The organism is Delftia sp. RIT313 (genome assembly GCF_000632165.1).
Taxonomy (GTDB): Bacteria; Pseudomonadota; Gammaproteobacteria; order Burkholderiales; family Burkholderiaceae_C; genus Comamonas; species Comamonas acidovorans.
In genome coordinates this window covers 37,595-51,435 of sequence record NZ_JFYT01000032.1, presented here as the reverse complement: position 1 = coordinate 51,435, position 13,841 = coordinate 37,595, and the positions used below count along the sequence as shown (strand labels likewise).

Here is a 13,841-nt window from a genome sequence, read left to right as displayed (position 1 = left end):
GAAAATCAGGGGATGGGGCTGGCGCAGCCACGGCGCTCAAGCTGTGCCTGGCACCATTGCTCGATCTGCACCTCATCGGCTGCCAGCTCGGCATGCAGGCTGCCGGTATACCTGCGCCAGTCTTCAAGATGACGGGCCGCGACGGCCGTGAGCACGGGCGTGCCGGCCTCGACAAAGGCCGCGAATTCGGCGGCAAAGCCTTGCCCCGAGGCCTCGACGATGCCGAAGCGGTTGATCACCACCAGATCCACGCCATCGTCCAGCGCCTGGCGCAGCACGGCGCTGGCCTGGGCCAGGGCCTGGGGGTTGAGACTGCAGGCGCGCGAGGCGCAGCCCAGGTCCTGGGACAGCTCGAATTGGCGGTCACTGCGCAGGTCGAACAACTGCATGCGCTTGTTGCCGTTGGCATAGCGGTCCTGGCGATGCACCAGGCCGCCCACGCGCCAGCCCGCGCCTTGCAGGCGGCGTGCCACGTGTTCGAGCAGCAGCTCCATTGCATGCTCGTCGTCGGGATGGACCAGGGCGGCCAGGGGCAGGGTGGCAGGTGAGTTCATGGCATGCGGTGCTTGTGGAATCCAGGCAGGTTTTTACTCCTGGCCGCCGCCGGTGTCGTTGACCGGGGGCATGCTGTCGCGCCCGAAGATCCAGGGACCTCCGGCTGCCACATTGGCCAGCGCCAGTTCCTGCTGGCCCGGTGCGGACAGCAGATGCTCGGCCAGCTTTTGCGCGCTGCGGCGCTGGCCAGCGTCGGCCGGATGGCGCGGCCCGGGCGTGAGCAGCACATAGGGCCGGCGCATCAGCGGGTCGCCGTGCAGCAGCAGCTCGATGCCGGGTGCGCCCATTTTGCCGAAATGCAGCGGGATATGGCCGACCACGGCATAGGCCTGGAGCTCGGCCGCCAACTGCAGCACGGCCTGGGGGCGCGGCCCGGTGTCGGCGCGCAGCCAGCGGACGTCCGGCCGTATGCCGGCGCGGCGCCACAGCCGCTGGACCACGGTATAGCTGCCGGGGTCGCGCAGCGCGATGAAGGGCGAGCCGCTGGCAACGATGCGACGCATGGCCTCCACGCCATCGGCCGCGCCGCGCACGCGGGCCGGGTCGTGCGAAGGGCCAGCGAACACATGCTCGTTCCAGCCCCAGACCCGCGCGGCCGATGCCAGGCCGGCAGCCTCCAGCGACATGGCTTCGTCGCTCGCGTGAATGAGCAGCAGCTGGGCGCGGCCCTGGGCCATGGCAGGGATCACTCCCTCCTTGGGCGCGGCAACGGCGGTGCGCACGGACAGGCCCAGGCTGCGGTCCGCCATGTCGGCCAGGCGCGGCCAGACGCCGCACAGCGACAGGCCACCAACCACGGCCACGTCGACGCTGACAGCTTCTGCCGGCAGGCTGGCGCAGCCGCTCAGGGCTGCCAGCGCGGGCAGGGCGCCCAGCAGGCGGCGGCGAGGGTGGCAGATCGGTTCCATGGAATCGGGTACGGGCACAGTCTCCGACCCGGTTTCAGAAGCGATAGCCCAGGTTGACATACCAGCTGCGGCCCGGCATGGGCAGTCCGTCATCGAACTGGTACCACTTGTCGCCGATATTGGCCACGCCGAAGTCCACGGTGATGTCGCTGCGCGGCTTGTAGCGTGCACGCAGGTTGGCAATGCCGTAGCCCGACAGCTTGAGCGTCTGCAGCTGGCCGCTGCCCGACAGCGGCACGTAGCGGCCCTTCTCGGTCTCGACCTCGGCATTGAATTCCCACTGCGCCAGCGGACGCCACTGGACACCGGCCAGCAGGCGGTGGCGCGGCGTGTTGGTCAGCGTGATGCTGGAGTCGCTGGTGTTGCGGCGGTTCAGGTAGGTGTAGCTGGCGTTCATGCTCCACTGTGCCGACAGCTGCTGGGCCAGGGACAGCTCCATGCCGATGTTGCGCGTGCGCCCCACGTTCTGCGCCTGGTTGCAGGTGGTGCCGCCGCATTCGGCCGAGGCCACGACCACGGTCTGGATCTGGTTGCGCACGCGGCTGTAGAACAGCGCGGCCTGGCCCTGGCCGCCCTGCCAGGGCGAGCCGCTGACGCCCAGCTCCAAGTGGTTGGCCGTCTCGGGCTGCAGGTCGGGGTTGGCCAGGGCCGTGCCCATGCGTGCCGAGTAGCGGTCCTTGATGGTGGGAAAGCGCGTCTTGTGCGAGGCGATGAAATACGCCTCGCTGCCGCCGCCCAGCGCATAGCCGAGCTTGGCCACGCCATTGGTGGCGCTGGCGGAGCCCGTGGGCCACTGGTAGACCTCGCGCGCATCGCGCTGGTCGTGGCTGAGCGCCAGGTTCAGGCTCCAGCGCTCGGCCAGGGAGATCGTGTCCTCGACCACCAGGGAGCGCGTCACGTCGCGGTAGTGCTTGCTGGGGTCCTTGGCCGAGGCGGCATCGGTGTGCTCGTCGATCTTGTAGTGCGCGCCCAGGCGCAGCGCATGGCCCTTGAAACTGTAGTTGGCCCACTCGACGCTGGCGCCCTGGCTCACGTCCTTGTAGCTGCTGGTGGGGTCATGGCGCGTGTAGCTCGCGTCCGTGTACATGTCCAGGCCGTTTTGGTAGGTGTCGTGGTAGATGCGTGTCTTGAGCAGGTTGTCGGCATTGATGCGCGTGGTGCTCAGAAAGTACACGCTGTCCTTGTCCCAATAGGGCCAGCGCCAGTAGCGGATGACGTTCTTGCCCGTGGCGCTGCCGGTATACACGGGGTTGCCCTTCTCGCCTTCCTGGCGCACATAGCCCAGCGCGTATTCGTCCGTGGCATTGGGCGTGAGGCCCAGCTTGAACGACAGCCGCTTGTCCGTGCGGTAGGCGTTGTCGCGGTAGTTGCCCGTGTCGGTGGGCTGCTTCTTGAAGTCCTTGAAGCCCTTGGGCAGCGGAAAACTGTCCGCGTCCAGGTAGGAGGCGCCCAGCTGGTAGTACCAGGAGCCCAGGTTGCCGCCCAGGTTCACGGCGGCCTTGCGTTCGCCGCCTGCGCCTGCGCCGATGCGCGCATCGCCCTCGAACGATTTGACGGGCTTGCGCGTGACCAGGTTGATGGCGCCGCCCAGCGTATTGGGGCCATACATCAGCGAGGCGCCGGCCTTGGCCACGCGGATCTCGGACAGGTCGAAGGTGGTGAAGCGGCCGAAGTCCACATAGCCGTCATAGGGCACGTACAGCGGCACGCCGTCCACGAAGACCGGCACCTGGCGCGGATCGAAGCCGCGCAGGTAAATCATTTCCTCGTTGCGATTGTTGCGCGACAGCGTGGCGCCCGGCAGCAGGCGCACGGCGTCGGCCACGGTGTCGGCATTGCGCTGGCGCATCTCGGCGGCGCCCAGTCGCTGTTCATCGCCGGATATGGCCTGTGCTTCATCACGCGCACCGTGCACATCGACCGTGCCCAACTGGAAGGTCTGCGAAGCCTGGGCTGCAGGCGCACCCGATTGGGCCTCGACCTGGGCTTGCGCCTGCGTGCTGGCGGCCAGGCCTGCGAGCAGCAGGGCGTGTGTCAGTGCGGAGCGAAGGCGGAACGAGGGTGAGCAGAGGGCGGGTGAGGATGCGGGAGCGCAGGAGCGGGGCTGGCGGGTCACGGTTTCAGGTTCTTGTGTGGTTGAACGCGGGGAGCGGCTGGTTGTTTCCTTTTGAAAACAGGTTCCGGATTCTAGCGATATGCACTAGAAAACATAACGAGTGACAAAAAACCGTCTGCGGGAAGACTCGGGTTTTCTTTCTGGCCGTTGTGTGAATGCCCGGCCGTTCAGCGGCCGGGCGGTTCAATGGCTCAGCGCCTGCGGCCCAGGCGCTCGCTGGCCAGGGCAGCCGCCAGCCTGGCGTCCAGGGGCAGCGGTTCGTCGTGCAGGCGTGCTGCCAGCAGCTCGCCGCACAGCAGCGACAGGGTGAGCCCGCGCGAGCCCATGGCCGTCAGCGCCCACAGGCCGGGAGCCTGATCGGACACCGGTCCGACCACGGGCAGCCGGTCTGGCGAGGCCACGCGCACGGCGCCCCAGGTGGCGCGCGGTGGCGCGTCGAAGAAGCCTTGCAGGCCCTGGTAGGCACGTGGCAGCAGCTGCGCCAGCTTGGCGCCATTGGCTGCATGGGCGGCGGCCTGGTCTTCGGGACTTGGCGGCAGCACGGTCTCGTCGCGCTCGAAGGTCGATCCCATGACCCAGCCTGGCCCGGCTGCATCGCCGGGCAGCGGCATGGCAGGCACCAGGTTGCCATGGCCGTTGACGGGAAAGGGCGGCATGGCCTGCGCGCTGGCCGGGGTGTGCACATCCCAGCTGACCTGGCCGCGAATGGGCTGCAGCGGCCAGGCGGCCTGGGCGCCCAGGCTGTGCTCCAGCAGCGTATTCGTTGCGGGGCCCAGTGCGAGAACGACCAGTTCAGCCTCGGCCAGCAGATTGCCCTGTTCATCCAGGGCCTGCCAGACGGGCGCGCCACCTGCTGTGTCGGTGCATGCAAGACGCGCCACGCAGGCACGGCCCTGCCAGCGCACGCCCGGCAGCGCCAGCTGCGCCTGCACCAGCCGCGCCGGGCGTACCCAGCCGGCCTGCGCATGCCAGCAGGCCGGGGCGTCGGCGGGCAGGCGGGCCGCCGAGAGTTGATCGGCGCTTGCGGGCCGGCTCCAGTGGTCGCCAGGGCCGGGGGATTGCCAGTCGCGCGGCAGCCGCGGGGCGGCTTCCACGCCGTGCTCCAGCACGCCGGTATCGCACCAGTCCGTGCCCGGTTGCAGTAGGCCCTGGCCGGAGAGCATTTGCAACTGCGCCAGGGTCAGGCGTGCGCCGTCGCGGCTCAGGCGGGACAGCAGGCTGTCATCGGGCGAGACATGGGGGCAGAACAGGCCCGCGGGCAGGGCCGAGGCGCCCGCTGCAGGCGCGTCGGCAGCATCCAGCACGGTTACCTGCCAGCCACGGCGCGACAGGCTGGCGGCGGCGGCCGCACCGGCGATGCCTGCACCCAGCACCATGCAGCGCTGTGGGGTGATGGGTTCCTGCGGCTGTGCACGCGGCCCGCGCGGCCCACGCGGTTGCCAGGCCGGGTCGAAGACAGCATGCAGGTTGTGGCGCTTGGGGCGCACGCCATCCACCTTGCGCACCTGAAAGCCGTGCTGGGCCAGGGCATCGCGCACCGTGCGTGCCACGCACCAGGTGGACAGCTGCGTGCCGCGCCGGCAATGGCGCGCCAGCGCGCGCAGGGTGTCGGCGCTCCAGAGGTCGGGGTTGAGTTCCGGCGTGAAGCCGTCCAGGTAGATGCTGTCGGCCGTGAGCTGCTGGCGCCGCAGCATCGCCTGGGCATCGCCGATGTACAGCGTCAGCAGCACGCGCCCCTGCTCGAAGGCGAGGCGGTGCACGCCGGGCAGCAGGCCCTGGAATCGGGTGGCCAGCTCCTCGGCCAGCAGGCGCAATCCTGGCTCGCGCGGCATGGCCTGGCGCATGGCGTCGGCACTGACGGGAAAGGCCTCGGCCGAGACGAAATGCAGCAGCCTCGGGCGCCGGGGATCGGCCTTCCAGGCTTCCCAGGCCACGAGGAAATTCAGCCCGAACCCGAAACCGGTCTCCAGGATGCGCCATTGCGGCGCATCGGCCCAGGCCGCCGGCAGGCCGCAGCCGCCCAGAAAGACGTGGCGGGCCTGGTCCAGGCCGCCGAGTTCGCTGTGGTAGCGGTCGCCGAAGCGCGGGCTGTAGGGCGTGCCATCGGGCAGCCATTCAATGGGTTCGGACATGGGCAAGGGGCAGAACTACTCCTCCCAGCGCTGCTGGTAGGAGAACACGGGCAGCCGCCACTTGAAGCGGATGGCGGCCAGGCGCAGCGTGAGTCCGCCGGCAAAGCAGACGACGGTGCTGAGGTTGGAGCCCACTTCCAGCGTGCGAAGGCCCAGGAACAGCAGGCACACGGCCAGCGACACGCTGGCGTACAGCTCGCGACGGAAGACGACCGGCACCTGGTTGCACAGCACGTCGCGCAGAATGCCGCCGCTGATGCCGGTCAGCATGCCCGACATCACCACCACCACGGGCGGGTAGCCCAGCTCCAGCGCCACGTTGCAGCCGATCAGCGAGAAGGCGATCAGCCCCATGGCGTCCAGCAGCAGAAAGACCTGCTTGAGATGGTGCATGTGGCGCGCCACGACGATGGTCAGCAGCCCGGCCGAGATGACCAGGTAGACATATTCAGGGTGCTGCGTCCAGCCGATGGGGTAGTGGCCCAGCACCATGTCGCGGATGGTGCCGCCGCCCAGCGCGGTGACGAAGGCGATCACGGCCACGCCGAAGATGTCCATGTTGCGCCGGCCCGCCGCCAGCGCGCCCGACATGGCTTCGGCCGTGATGGCCACGAGGTAGATCACCAGCATGACGGTGAACTGCGATGCCTGGAACGATTCCAGCAGGGAGACGGATGGAAGCACGGAAAACCTCGGATGAAGACCGGCCCGCGCCGCAGGGTGTGCGGCCACTGCGCCGTCCAGCGCAAGAAGGCGGGCATTGTAGGCGGTCTCTGGGCGGCGGCCGTTTGCGGCACCGCAAATGAAACCGCCCCCGGCGCGGTGCGACGGGGGCGGTGAAAGGGCGCGAAGCGGCTCAGGCCGTAGGAGGCACGTAGCCGGCCGCCGCATCGGCGCCGCCGCCGAAGAAGTGGTTTTCCATCTGGCGGGCCAGGTACTGGCGGGCGCGTGCGTCGGCCAGGTTCAGGCGGTTTTCGTTGACCAGCATCGTCTGGTGCTTGAGCCAGTCGGCCCAGGCCTGCTTGCTCACGCCTTCAAAAATGCGCTTGCCCAGCTCGCCGGGGTAGGGCGGGAAGTCCAGGCCTTCAGCGTCAACGCCAAGCTTGATGCAGTGAACGGTACGTGCCATGGGGAATTGAGTCCTTGTCTTGTGGAGATTCAGATGTTTTGGGAATAACAAACTGAAATCTTATTGGTTTGAGTTTTAAGAGTTGGCTTTGAGAATGCTTTCCACGGCACCAGACCGTCGTCTCCACTCTCTACCGACACTCCAATGAAAATTCGCCGCCACTTTATCAAGTTTCCTGTCGCCGCCGGCCTGATCGCGGGCTTGACCCTGTCGGCTCTGCCGGCGTTGGCCCAGTCGGTGCAACTGCTCAATGTCTCCTACGATCCGACGCGCGAGCTGTACGTGGAATACAACCAGGCCTTCGCCAAGCACTGGAAGGCCAAGAGCGGCCAGGACGTGAGCGTCAAGCAGTCGCATGGCGGCTCGGGCAAGCAGGCGCGTTCCATCATCGACGGCATCGACGCCGACGTGGCCACGCTGGCGCTGGCCGGCGACATCGACGCCCTGGTCAAGAACGGCAACCTGCTCAAGGCCGACTGGCAAAAGCGCCTGCCGCACAACTCGGCGCCCTACAGCTCCACCATCGTCTTCCTGGTGAAGAAGGGCAATCCCAAGAACCTCAAGGACTGGGACGACCTGGTCAAGCCCGGCGTGCAGGTGATCACGCCCAACCCCAAGACCAGCGGCGGTGCGCGCTGGAACTACCTGGCCGCCTGGGAGTTCGCCAAGCGCAAGTACGGCGGCGACGCGCAGGCCAAGGACTTCATCGGCAAGCTGTTCAAGAACGTGCCCGTGCTGGACACGGGCGCGCGCGGTGCCACCATCACCTTCGTGCAGCGCGGCGTGGGCGATGTGCTGCTGGCCTGGGAGAACGAGGCCTTCCTGGCGCTCAAGGAGTTCGGTCCCGAGAAGTTCCAGATCGTCGTGCCTTCGCTGTCCATCCTGGCCGAGCCTTCGGTGGCCGTGGTCGACAAGGTCGTGGACAAGAAGGGCACGCGCGCCGTGGCCGAGGAGTACCTGAAGTACCTGTACTCCGAGGAAGGCCAGCGCATCGCCGGCCGCAACTACTACCGTCCCACGGATGCCAAGGTCAAGGCCGAGTTCGCGGACAAGTTCCCCAAGCTGGAGCTGGTCACCATCGACCAGGCCTTTGGCGGCTGGGCCAAGGCCGACAAGGACCACTTTGCCGACGGCGGCAGCTTCGACCAGATCTACACCAAGAAGTGAGTGCGGCGCGCCGGCCCGGCCGGCGCCCACCCACCCACTGAATTCACCCGCTTTCCCAGACCCCTGCCAATCCCCACGATTCGCCATGTCCATCTTGCTGACTTCCCGCCACTCTTTGCAGGCCGCGCGCCGCACGGCGCAGGCAGGGGTGCGGATGCACAAGGCAGGAGTGGCAGGCAAGGCAGGCAAGGCAGGCGTGGTGGCATCCAGCTCTTTTCCTCGCTTCGAGACCATGGCCTTCGCCAGCCGGCGATGTAGCACCTGACGACTCCGTGCTGCGCGTCTGCAGGCCTGGTCCTGCAGGCGGCCGCCCCTTGCCCCGCCTTCCCTTTTTTTGTTTTCTGGCTGCATGCCGCGCGCATGCATGGGCAGCGCTTTGCCTGCGCCACGCACCACTCTTCCAAGGATGTCCGTCATGGTCTCGTTCGATTCTTTCCCCCGACACACAGCCAACTGGCGCCGACGCCAACTGCTGGGCGCGGGCCTTGCCGCAGCAGTCGCCACGGTGGGCGGCCCGGCCCTGGCCCAGGACAAGGCGGGTGACCGCGTGCTACGCGTGGGCCACCAGAAGGGCTGGCTGTCCATCCTGAAGAGCCGGGGCACGCTGGAAAAGCGGCTGGCGCCGCTGGGCGTGTCGGTGCGCTGGATCGAGTTCAACGCCGGCCCCGTGCAGCTGGAGGCGCTGAACGTGGGCTCCATCGACTTCGGCGATGTGGGCGAGGCCCCGCCCATCTTTGCGCAGGCCGCAGGCGCGCCTTTGGTCTATGCGGGCGCCACCGTGCCGCGCCCCGGGCTGGAGGCGGTGATCGTGCCCAAGGATTCGCCCATCCGCAGCGTGCAGGACCTCAAGGGCAAGCGCGTGGCCTACAACAAAGGCTCGAACGTGCAGTACTTCCTGGTCAAGCTGCTGGAAAAGCATGGCTTGAAGTACGGCGATGTGCAGTCCGTCTTCCTGGCGCCGGCCGATGCGCGTGCCGCCTTCGAGCGCGGCTCCGTCGATGCCTGGCTGATCTGGGACCCCTTCCTGGCTGCCGCGCAAAAGACGCTGGACGCCCGCCTGCTGGCCGATGCCACGGGCGTGGTCAACAACCGCGCCTACTACTTCACCTCGCGCGATTTCGCCACGCGCAATGCCGATGTGCTGCGCATTGCCATCGAAGAGGTCGATGGGATTGACCGCTGGGCCTCGAAGAACCAGACGGCCGCTGCCGCCGAGCTGTCCAGCATCCTGGGCCTGGACAAGTCCATCACCGAGCTGTACCTGAGCCGTGCCCGCTTCGGCACCTCGTCCGTGACGCGCGAGATCCTGGCCGAGCAGCAGCAGATCGCCGACACCTTCTTCGAGCTCAAGCTCATCCCCCGCAAGCTCAACCTGCTGCATGCCGCGCCCGTGGACCTGATCGCGTCGCGCCCCTGAGCCCACTGCAAGGAGTCCGCACCATGAACGCCATCCCCAAGAAGCCCCGCCTGGACCGCGTGCGCCGCCAGGCCCTGCAACTGCTGGGTACCACCGCCTTCAGCTGGAGCCTGGCTGGCCAGTACGCACGCGCCGAGACGCCGGCCGCCGTGGCCGGGCCCGAGCAGTTGCGCATCGGCTACCAGAAGTCGGCCGTCAACCTGGTCATCCTCAAGCAGCAGGGCGTGCTGGAAAAGCGCTTTGCGGGCACCAAGGTCAGCTGGCTGGAGTTCCCGGCCGGTCCCCAGCTGCTGGAGGCCCTGGCCGCCGGCAGCCTGGATTTCGGCCTGACCGGCGATTCACCCCCGGTCTTTGCCCAGGCCGCGGGCCGTGACCTGCTGTACGTGGGCGCCGAGCCGCCCAAGCCCGAGAGCTCGGCGATTCTCGTGCCATCGGACTCGCCGCTGCGTGCCCTGGCCGATCTCAAGGGCCGGCGCGTGGCGCTGCAAAAAGGCTCCAGCGCCCATTACCTGCTGGTGCGTGCGCTGGACAAGGCGGGCCTGGCCTGGAACGAGATCCAGCCCGTGTACTTGGCCCCGGCCGATGCGCGCGCCGCCTTCGAGCGCAAGAGCGTGGACGCCTGGGCCATCTGGGACCCGTTCTACGCGGCCACCGAGCTGGCGATTCGCCCGCGCGTGCTGGCCAATGGCGAAGGCCTGTCGGGCAACGCCTCGTTCTACCTGGCCTCTCGCGGCCTGGTGGAGCGCCATCCGCAGGTGCTGCGCGCGCTGTTCGATGAGCTCACGCGCGCCGATCGCCTGGCCCAGAGCGCACGCCAGGAGGCCGTGGCCCTGGTGGCCGGCTTCAGCGGCCTGGATGCGGCGGTGGTCAGCCGCTTCATTGCGCGCCGGCCCAGCTCCCCCGTGGGCCTGCTGGCTGCGCAGACCGTGGTGGACCAGCAGCGCGTGGCCGATGCATTTTTTCGGCTGGGCCTGATTCCGCGCCAGGTGCAGGTGGCCGACATCGTCTGGCGGCCCTCGGCGGCCGAGTACGCGCGGCTGGCCGAGCCTGCGGCGGCACGGCCTTCTTCCGCCCTTTGATTTCCTTCCTCGATTCCGTCCTCTGACTGGAGCAGCGCATGCAGGTTTTCTGGTTCATTCCCACCCACGGCGACAGCCGCTACCTCGGCACGGCCGAGGGCGCCCGCCCGCTCAGCCACGACTATGTCAAGCAGGTCGCCATCGCGGCCGACAGCCTGGGCTACGAGGGCGTGCTGATTCCCACGGGCCGCTCCTGCGAGGACCCCTGGGTCGTCGCCTCCAGCCTGATTCCGGTCACCAAGCGCCTGAAGTTCCTGGTCGCCGTGCGGCCCGGCCTGCATCAGCCCAGCCTGGCGGCGCGCATGGCGGCCTCGTTCGACCGCCTGTCGGGCGGGCGGCTGCTGATCAACCTGGTCACGGGCGGCGACCGTGCCGAGCTGGAGGGAGACGGCGTCTTCCTCGACCATGCGCAGCGCTACGAGCAATCGGCCGAGTTCATCCGCATCTGGCGCGAGATCCTTGAGCGCAGCCATGAGGGCGGCACGCTCGACTACGAAGGTGAACACCTCTCGGTCAAGGGCGCCAAGCTGTTGTTCCCGCCGCTGCAAAAGCCGTATCCGCCCGTGTACTTCGGCGGTTCGTCCGAGGCCGCGCACGACCTGGCCGCCGAGCAGGTCGATGCCTACCTGACCTGGGGCGAGCCCCCGGCCGAGGTGGCCAAAAAGATTGCCGATGTGCGCGAGAAGGCGGCGCGCCATGGCCGCAGCGTGAAGTTCGGCATCCGCCTGCACGTCATCGTGCGCGAGACCGAGGACGAGGCCTGGGCCGATGCCGATCGCCTGATCAGCCGCCTCAAGGACGAGACCGTGGTCCAGGCCCAGGCCGCCTTCGCGCGCATGGACTCGGAAGGTCAGCGCCGCATGGCCGCCCTGCATGCCGGCGGCAGCCGCCGCACGCGGGCCGAGCTGGAGATCAGCCCCAACCTCTGGGCCGGCGTGGGCCTGGTGCGCGGCGGCGCGGGCACGGCCCTGGTGGGCGATGCGCAGACCGTGGCCGACCGCATCAAGGAGTACGCGGACCTGGGCATAGACACCTTCGTGCTGTCCGGCTATCCGCACCTGGAAGAGGCCTACCGCTTTGCCGAACTGGTCTTCCCGCTGCTGCCGCTGTCCGTGCGCGACAGGCTGGCTGGCGGCGTGGGCGGGCCGCTGGGCGAGACCGTTGCCAACCTGTACTCGCCGCGCGCGTCGCAAAGCTGAGGGAGTCACGCATGTCCGATGCACGTACCGTTACTGCGCTGCCGGCCTCCTCGGCCCCCCCGGCCGGCGATGCCTGGTCGCCGCTGCTGCGCTTTGCGGCCGGCGTGGGCCGCCGCCTGGTGCCCTGGCTGGTGCCGCTGGCGCTGATCGCCGTCTGGCAGGCCGCCTCGGCGTGGGGCTGGCTGTCCACGCGGGTGCTGCCCGCTCCGCTGGATGTGCTGCGCGCCGCGCAGGCGCTGGCCGAGTCGGGAGAGCTGCTCAAGCATGTGCAGGTGAGCGCGGGCCGCGCGCTGGGCGGCCTGGCCATCGGCGGCGGGCTGGGGCTGGCACTGGGCCTGCTCACGGGCTCGCTGCGCTGGGCGGAGACGCTGCTGGACTCCACCATCCAGATGGTGCGCAACATCCCCGCGCTGGCGCTGATTCCGCTGGTCATCCTGTGGTTCGGCATCGACGAGAGCGCCAAGCTGTTCCTGATCAGCGTGTCGGTGTTCTTTCCCATCTACCTGAACACCTTCCACGGCATACGCAATGTGGATCCGGCGCTGATCGAGATGGGGCGCAGCTACGGCCTCACGCGCTGGCAGCTGTACCGCGAGGTCATCCTGCCGGGCGCGCTGTCCTCCATCCTCGTCGGCCTGCGTTTTTCGCTGGGCCTGATGTGGGTGATCCTCATCGTGGCCGAGACCATCTCGGCGCAGTCGGGCATCGGCTACCTGACCATGAACGCCCGCGAGTTCCTGCAGACCGACGTGGTGCTGGTCGGCATCCTGCTGTACGCCCTGCTGGGCAAGCTGGCCGACTGGTTTGCGCGTGCGCTGGAGCACTGGTGGCTGCGCTGGCATCCGGGCTACCAGCCCAAGTGACACAAGGAGCACGACATGAGCCGATGGAACCGCATGAAGACCACGCTGGCACAGGCCGTGGAGCTGAACACCACCGCGCCGGCGATGGCCTGGGAGGCCTCGTTCGACGCCGATGGCCTGGACGTCAGCGACCGCCTGGCCCAGAACGACGATGCGCCGCAGTCCGCATCCCCCCAATCCGCACCGCGCCGTGGCGTGCGCCTGCAGGCCGGCGGGCTGACCAAGCGCTACGGCCAGCGCGAGGTGCTGCACGAAGTGCAGCTGCAGGTGGAGCCTGGCGAATTCGTCGCCATCGTGGGCCGCAGCGGCTGCGGCAAGAGCACCTTGCTGCGCCTGGTCGCAGGCCTGGAGCAGGCCACGGCCGGCACCCTGCTGCTGGACGGCGAGCCCGCCCGCGCCGTGCAGGGCGCCCAGGGCGGCACGCGCATCATGTTCCAGGATGCGCGCCTGCTGCCCTGGCGGCGCGTGCTGGCCAATGTGACGCTGGGCCTGCCCGCCTCGGCCCAGGAGCGTGGCCGCGAAGTGCTGGCCCAGGTTGGCCTGGCCGACCGCGAGGGCGAATGGCCGGCGCGCCTGTCCGGCGGCCAGCGCCAGCGCGTGGCCCTGGCGCGCGCCCTGGTGCACCGCCCGCAACTGCTGCTGCTGGACGAGCCGCTGGGCGCGCTCGATGCGCTCACCCGCATAGAGATGCACCGCCTGATCGAAGGCCTGTGGCAGCGCCACGGCTTCACGGCCCTGCTGGTCACGCATGACGTACAGGAGGCCGTGGCCCTGGCCGACCGCGTGGTGCTGATCGAGGACGGCCGCATTGCGCTGGATGAACGCATCGCCCTGCCACGGCCGCGCGTGCACGGCAGCGTGGCGCTGGCGGCCATCGAGCAACGCATTCTCGACCGCGTGCTGCAAAAGCCCGCCGCCGAACCAGAAGCCAATCCGCTGACCGACACCACGGCCTGGCCCGGCGTGCCGGCCCATGGCCTGCGCTGGGCCGTCTGACTTTTCGTTTTCCCCAACCTTCCTTTGATTCCTTTTGATCCCCAGGAGAAAAACATGTCCATTCAAGCCATCAACGTGCGCAACCAGTTCAAGGGCCAGGTGCGCGAAATCATCCGTGGCGATGTCGTCTCCGAAGTCGATGTGCAGACGCCCTGGGGCGTGGTCACCTCGGTGATCACCACGCGCTCGGTGGACGAGCTGGGCTTGGTTGTGGGCTCCGACGTGGTGGCCCTGGTCAAGTCCACCGAAGTGTCCATTGCCAAGCTCTGAGGCCAAGCTC

13 protein-coding genes are annotated in these 13,841 nt (G+C 68.5%); 7 read left to right on the top strand and 6 right to left on the bottom strand.

Annotation, left to right across the window (positions count from 1 at the left end):
- Nucleotides 1–5 precede the first annotated feature (5 nt).
- The 6 genes from BW39_RS06375 to BW39_RS06350 form a co-directional block, all read right to left on the bottom strand.
- Nucleotides 6–554, bottom strand: a complete 549-nt coding sequence (locus BW39_RS06375) for a DUF2478 domain-containing protein (RefSeq protein ID WP_043820591.1) — start codon at nucleotides 552–554, stop codon at nucleotides 6–8.
- Between the two features lie 33 nt (nucleotides 555–587).
- Nucleotides 588–1,463, bottom strand: coding sequence for a tungsten ABC transporter permease (locus tag BW39_RS06370; protein ID WP_043820588.1), 876 nt, complete (start codon nucleotides 1,461–1,463; stop codon nucleotides 588–590).
- Nucleotides 1,464–1,497: 34 nt separating this feature from the next.
- The gene (locus tag BW39_RS06365; protein ID WP_043820586.1) at nucleotides 1,498–3,579 is read right to left on the bottom strand and encodes a TonB-dependent receptor plug domain-containing protein; all 2,082 of its coding nucleotides are present in this window, start codon (nucleotides 3,577–3,579) and stop codon (nucleotides 1,498–1,500) included.
- A gap of 191 nt (nucleotides 3,580–3,770) precedes the next feature.
- The gene (gene mnmC / locus BW39_RS06360; protein ID WP_043820583.1) at nucleotides 3,771–5,711 is read right to left on the bottom strand and encodes an FAD-dependent 5-carboxymethylaminomethyl-2-thiouridine(34) oxidoreductase MnmC; all 1,941 of its coding nucleotides are present in this window, start codon (nucleotides 5,709–5,711) and stop codon (nucleotides 3,771–3,773) included.
- Nucleotides 5,712–5,726: 15 nt separating this feature from the next.
- Nucleotides 5,727–6,395 (bottom strand): trimeric intracellular cation channel family protein, encoded by a 669-nt coding sequence (locus BW39_RS06355; protein ID WP_012206442.1) that lies wholly within the window; start codon nucleotides 6,393–6,395, stop codon nucleotides 5,727–5,729.
- Between the two features lie 172 nt (nucleotides 6,396–6,567).
- The gene (locus tag BW39_RS06350; RefSeq protein WP_012206441.1) at nucleotides 6,568–6,840 is read right to left on the bottom strand and encodes an oxidative damage protection protein; all 273 of its coding nucleotides are present in this window, start codon (nucleotides 6,838–6,840) and stop codon (nucleotides 6,568–6,570) included.
- Nucleotides 6,841–6,984: 144 nt separating this feature from the next.
- Here BW39_RS06350 and BW39_RS06345 point away from each other — a divergent pair, with 144 nt between their 5' ends.
- From BW39_RS06345 to BW39_RS06310, 7 genes are all read left to right on the top strand, one after another.
- Nucleotides 6,985–8,007 (top strand): sulfate ABC transporter substrate-binding protein, encoded by a 1,023-nt coding sequence (locus BW39_RS06345; protein ID WP_013801660.1) that lies wholly within the window; start codon nucleotides 6,985–6,987, stop codon nucleotides 8,005–8,007.
- 415 nt (nucleotides 8,008–8,422) lie between these two features.
- Entirely contained in the window at nucleotides 8,423–9,424 is a 1,002-nt protein-coding gene (locus BW39_RS06335) for a sulfonate ABC transporter substrate-binding protein (protein WP_016448337.1), read from the top strand.
- Nucleotides 9,425–9,447: 23 nt separating this feature from the next.
- The gene (locus tag BW39_RS06330) at nucleotides 9,448–10,503 is read left to right on the top strand and encodes an aliphatic sulfonate ABC transporter substrate-binding protein (RefSeq protein ID WP_043820577.1); all 1,056 of its coding nucleotides are present in this window, start codon (nucleotides 9,448–9,450) and stop codon (nucleotides 10,501–10,503) included.
- A gap of 38 nt (nucleotides 10,504–10,541) precedes the next feature.
- Nucleotides 10,542–11,702, top strand: coding sequence for an FMNH2-dependent alkanesulfonate monooxygenase (ssuD, locus tag BW39_RS06325; RefSeq protein WP_034395335.1), 1,161 nt, complete (start codon nucleotides 10,542–10,544; stop codon nucleotides 11,700–11,702).
- A gap of 11 nt (nucleotides 11,703–11,713) precedes the next feature.
- Nucleotides 11,714–12,565, top strand: a complete 852-nt coding sequence (gene ssuC, locus BW39_RS06320; protein ID WP_012206436.1) for an aliphatic sulfonate ABC transporter permease SsuC — start codon at nucleotides 11,714–11,716, stop codon at nucleotides 12,563–12,565.
- A gap of 15 nt (nucleotides 12,566–12,580) precedes the next feature.
- A complete protein-coding gene (locus BW39_RS06315; RefSeq protein WP_012206435.1) occupies nucleotides 12,581–13,561 on the top strand; it encodes an ATP-binding cassette domain-containing protein in 981 nt (326 codons plus the stop codon).
- Nucleotides 13,562–13,615: 54 nt separating this feature from the next.
- Nucleotides 13,616–13,831 carry a TOBE domain-containing protein gene (locus BW39_RS06310; RefSeq protein ID WP_012206434.1) on the top strand — a complete coding sequence of 72 codons (216 nt, stop codon included), beginning with the start codon at nucleotides 13,616–13,618 and terminating at the stop codon, nucleotides 13,829–13,831.
- Nucleotides 13,832–13,841: the final 10 nt, after the last annotated feature.

Excerpts from the sequence above, each read along its gene's own strand:
- BW39_RS06375 (WP_043820591.1), bottom strand. The coding sequence starts at position 554 with ATGAACTCACCTGCCACCCTGCCCCTGGCCGCCCTGGTCCATCCCGAC.
- BW39_RS06370 (WP_043820588.1), bottom strand. The coding sequence starts at position 1,463 with ATGGAACCGATCTGCCACCCTCGCCGCCGCCTGCTGGGCGCCCTGCCC.
- mnmC (WP_043820583.1), bottom strand. The coding sequence starts at position 5,711 with ATGTCCGAACCCATTGAATGGCTGCCCGATGGCACGCCCTACAGCCCG.
- BW39_RS06350 (WP_012206441.1), bottom strand. The coding sequence starts at position 6,840 with ATGGCACGTACCGTTCACTGCATCAAGCTTGGCGTTGACGCTGAAGGC.
- BW39_RS06345 (WP_013801660.1), top strand. The coding sequence starts at position 6,985 with ATGAAAATTCGCCGCCACTTTATCAAGTTTCCTGTCGCCGCCGGCCTG.
- BW39_RS06335 (WP_016448337.1), top strand. The coding sequence starts at position 8,423 with ATGGTCTCGTTCGATTCTTTCCCCCGACACACAGCCAACTGGCGCCGA.
- BW39_RS06330 (WP_043820577.1), top strand. The coding sequence starts at position 9,448 with ATGAACGCCATCCCCAAGAAGCCCCGCCTGGACCGCGTGCGCCGCCAG.
- ssuD (WP_034395335.1), top strand. The coding sequence starts at position 10,542 with ATGCAGGTTTTCTGGTTCATTCCCACCCACGGCGACAGCCGCTACCTC.
- ssuC (WP_012206436.1), top strand. The coding sequence starts at position 11,714 with ATGTCCGATGCACGTACCGTTACTGCGCTGCCGGCCTCCTCGGCCCCC.
- BW39_RS06315 (WP_012206435.1), top strand. The coding sequence starts at position 12,581 with ATGAGCCGATGGAACCGCATGAAGACCACGCTGGCACAGGCCGTGGAG.
- BW39_RS06310 (WP_012206434.1), top strand. The coding sequence starts at position 13,616 with ATGTCCATTCAAGCCATCAACGTGCGCAACCAGTTCAAGGGCCAGGTG.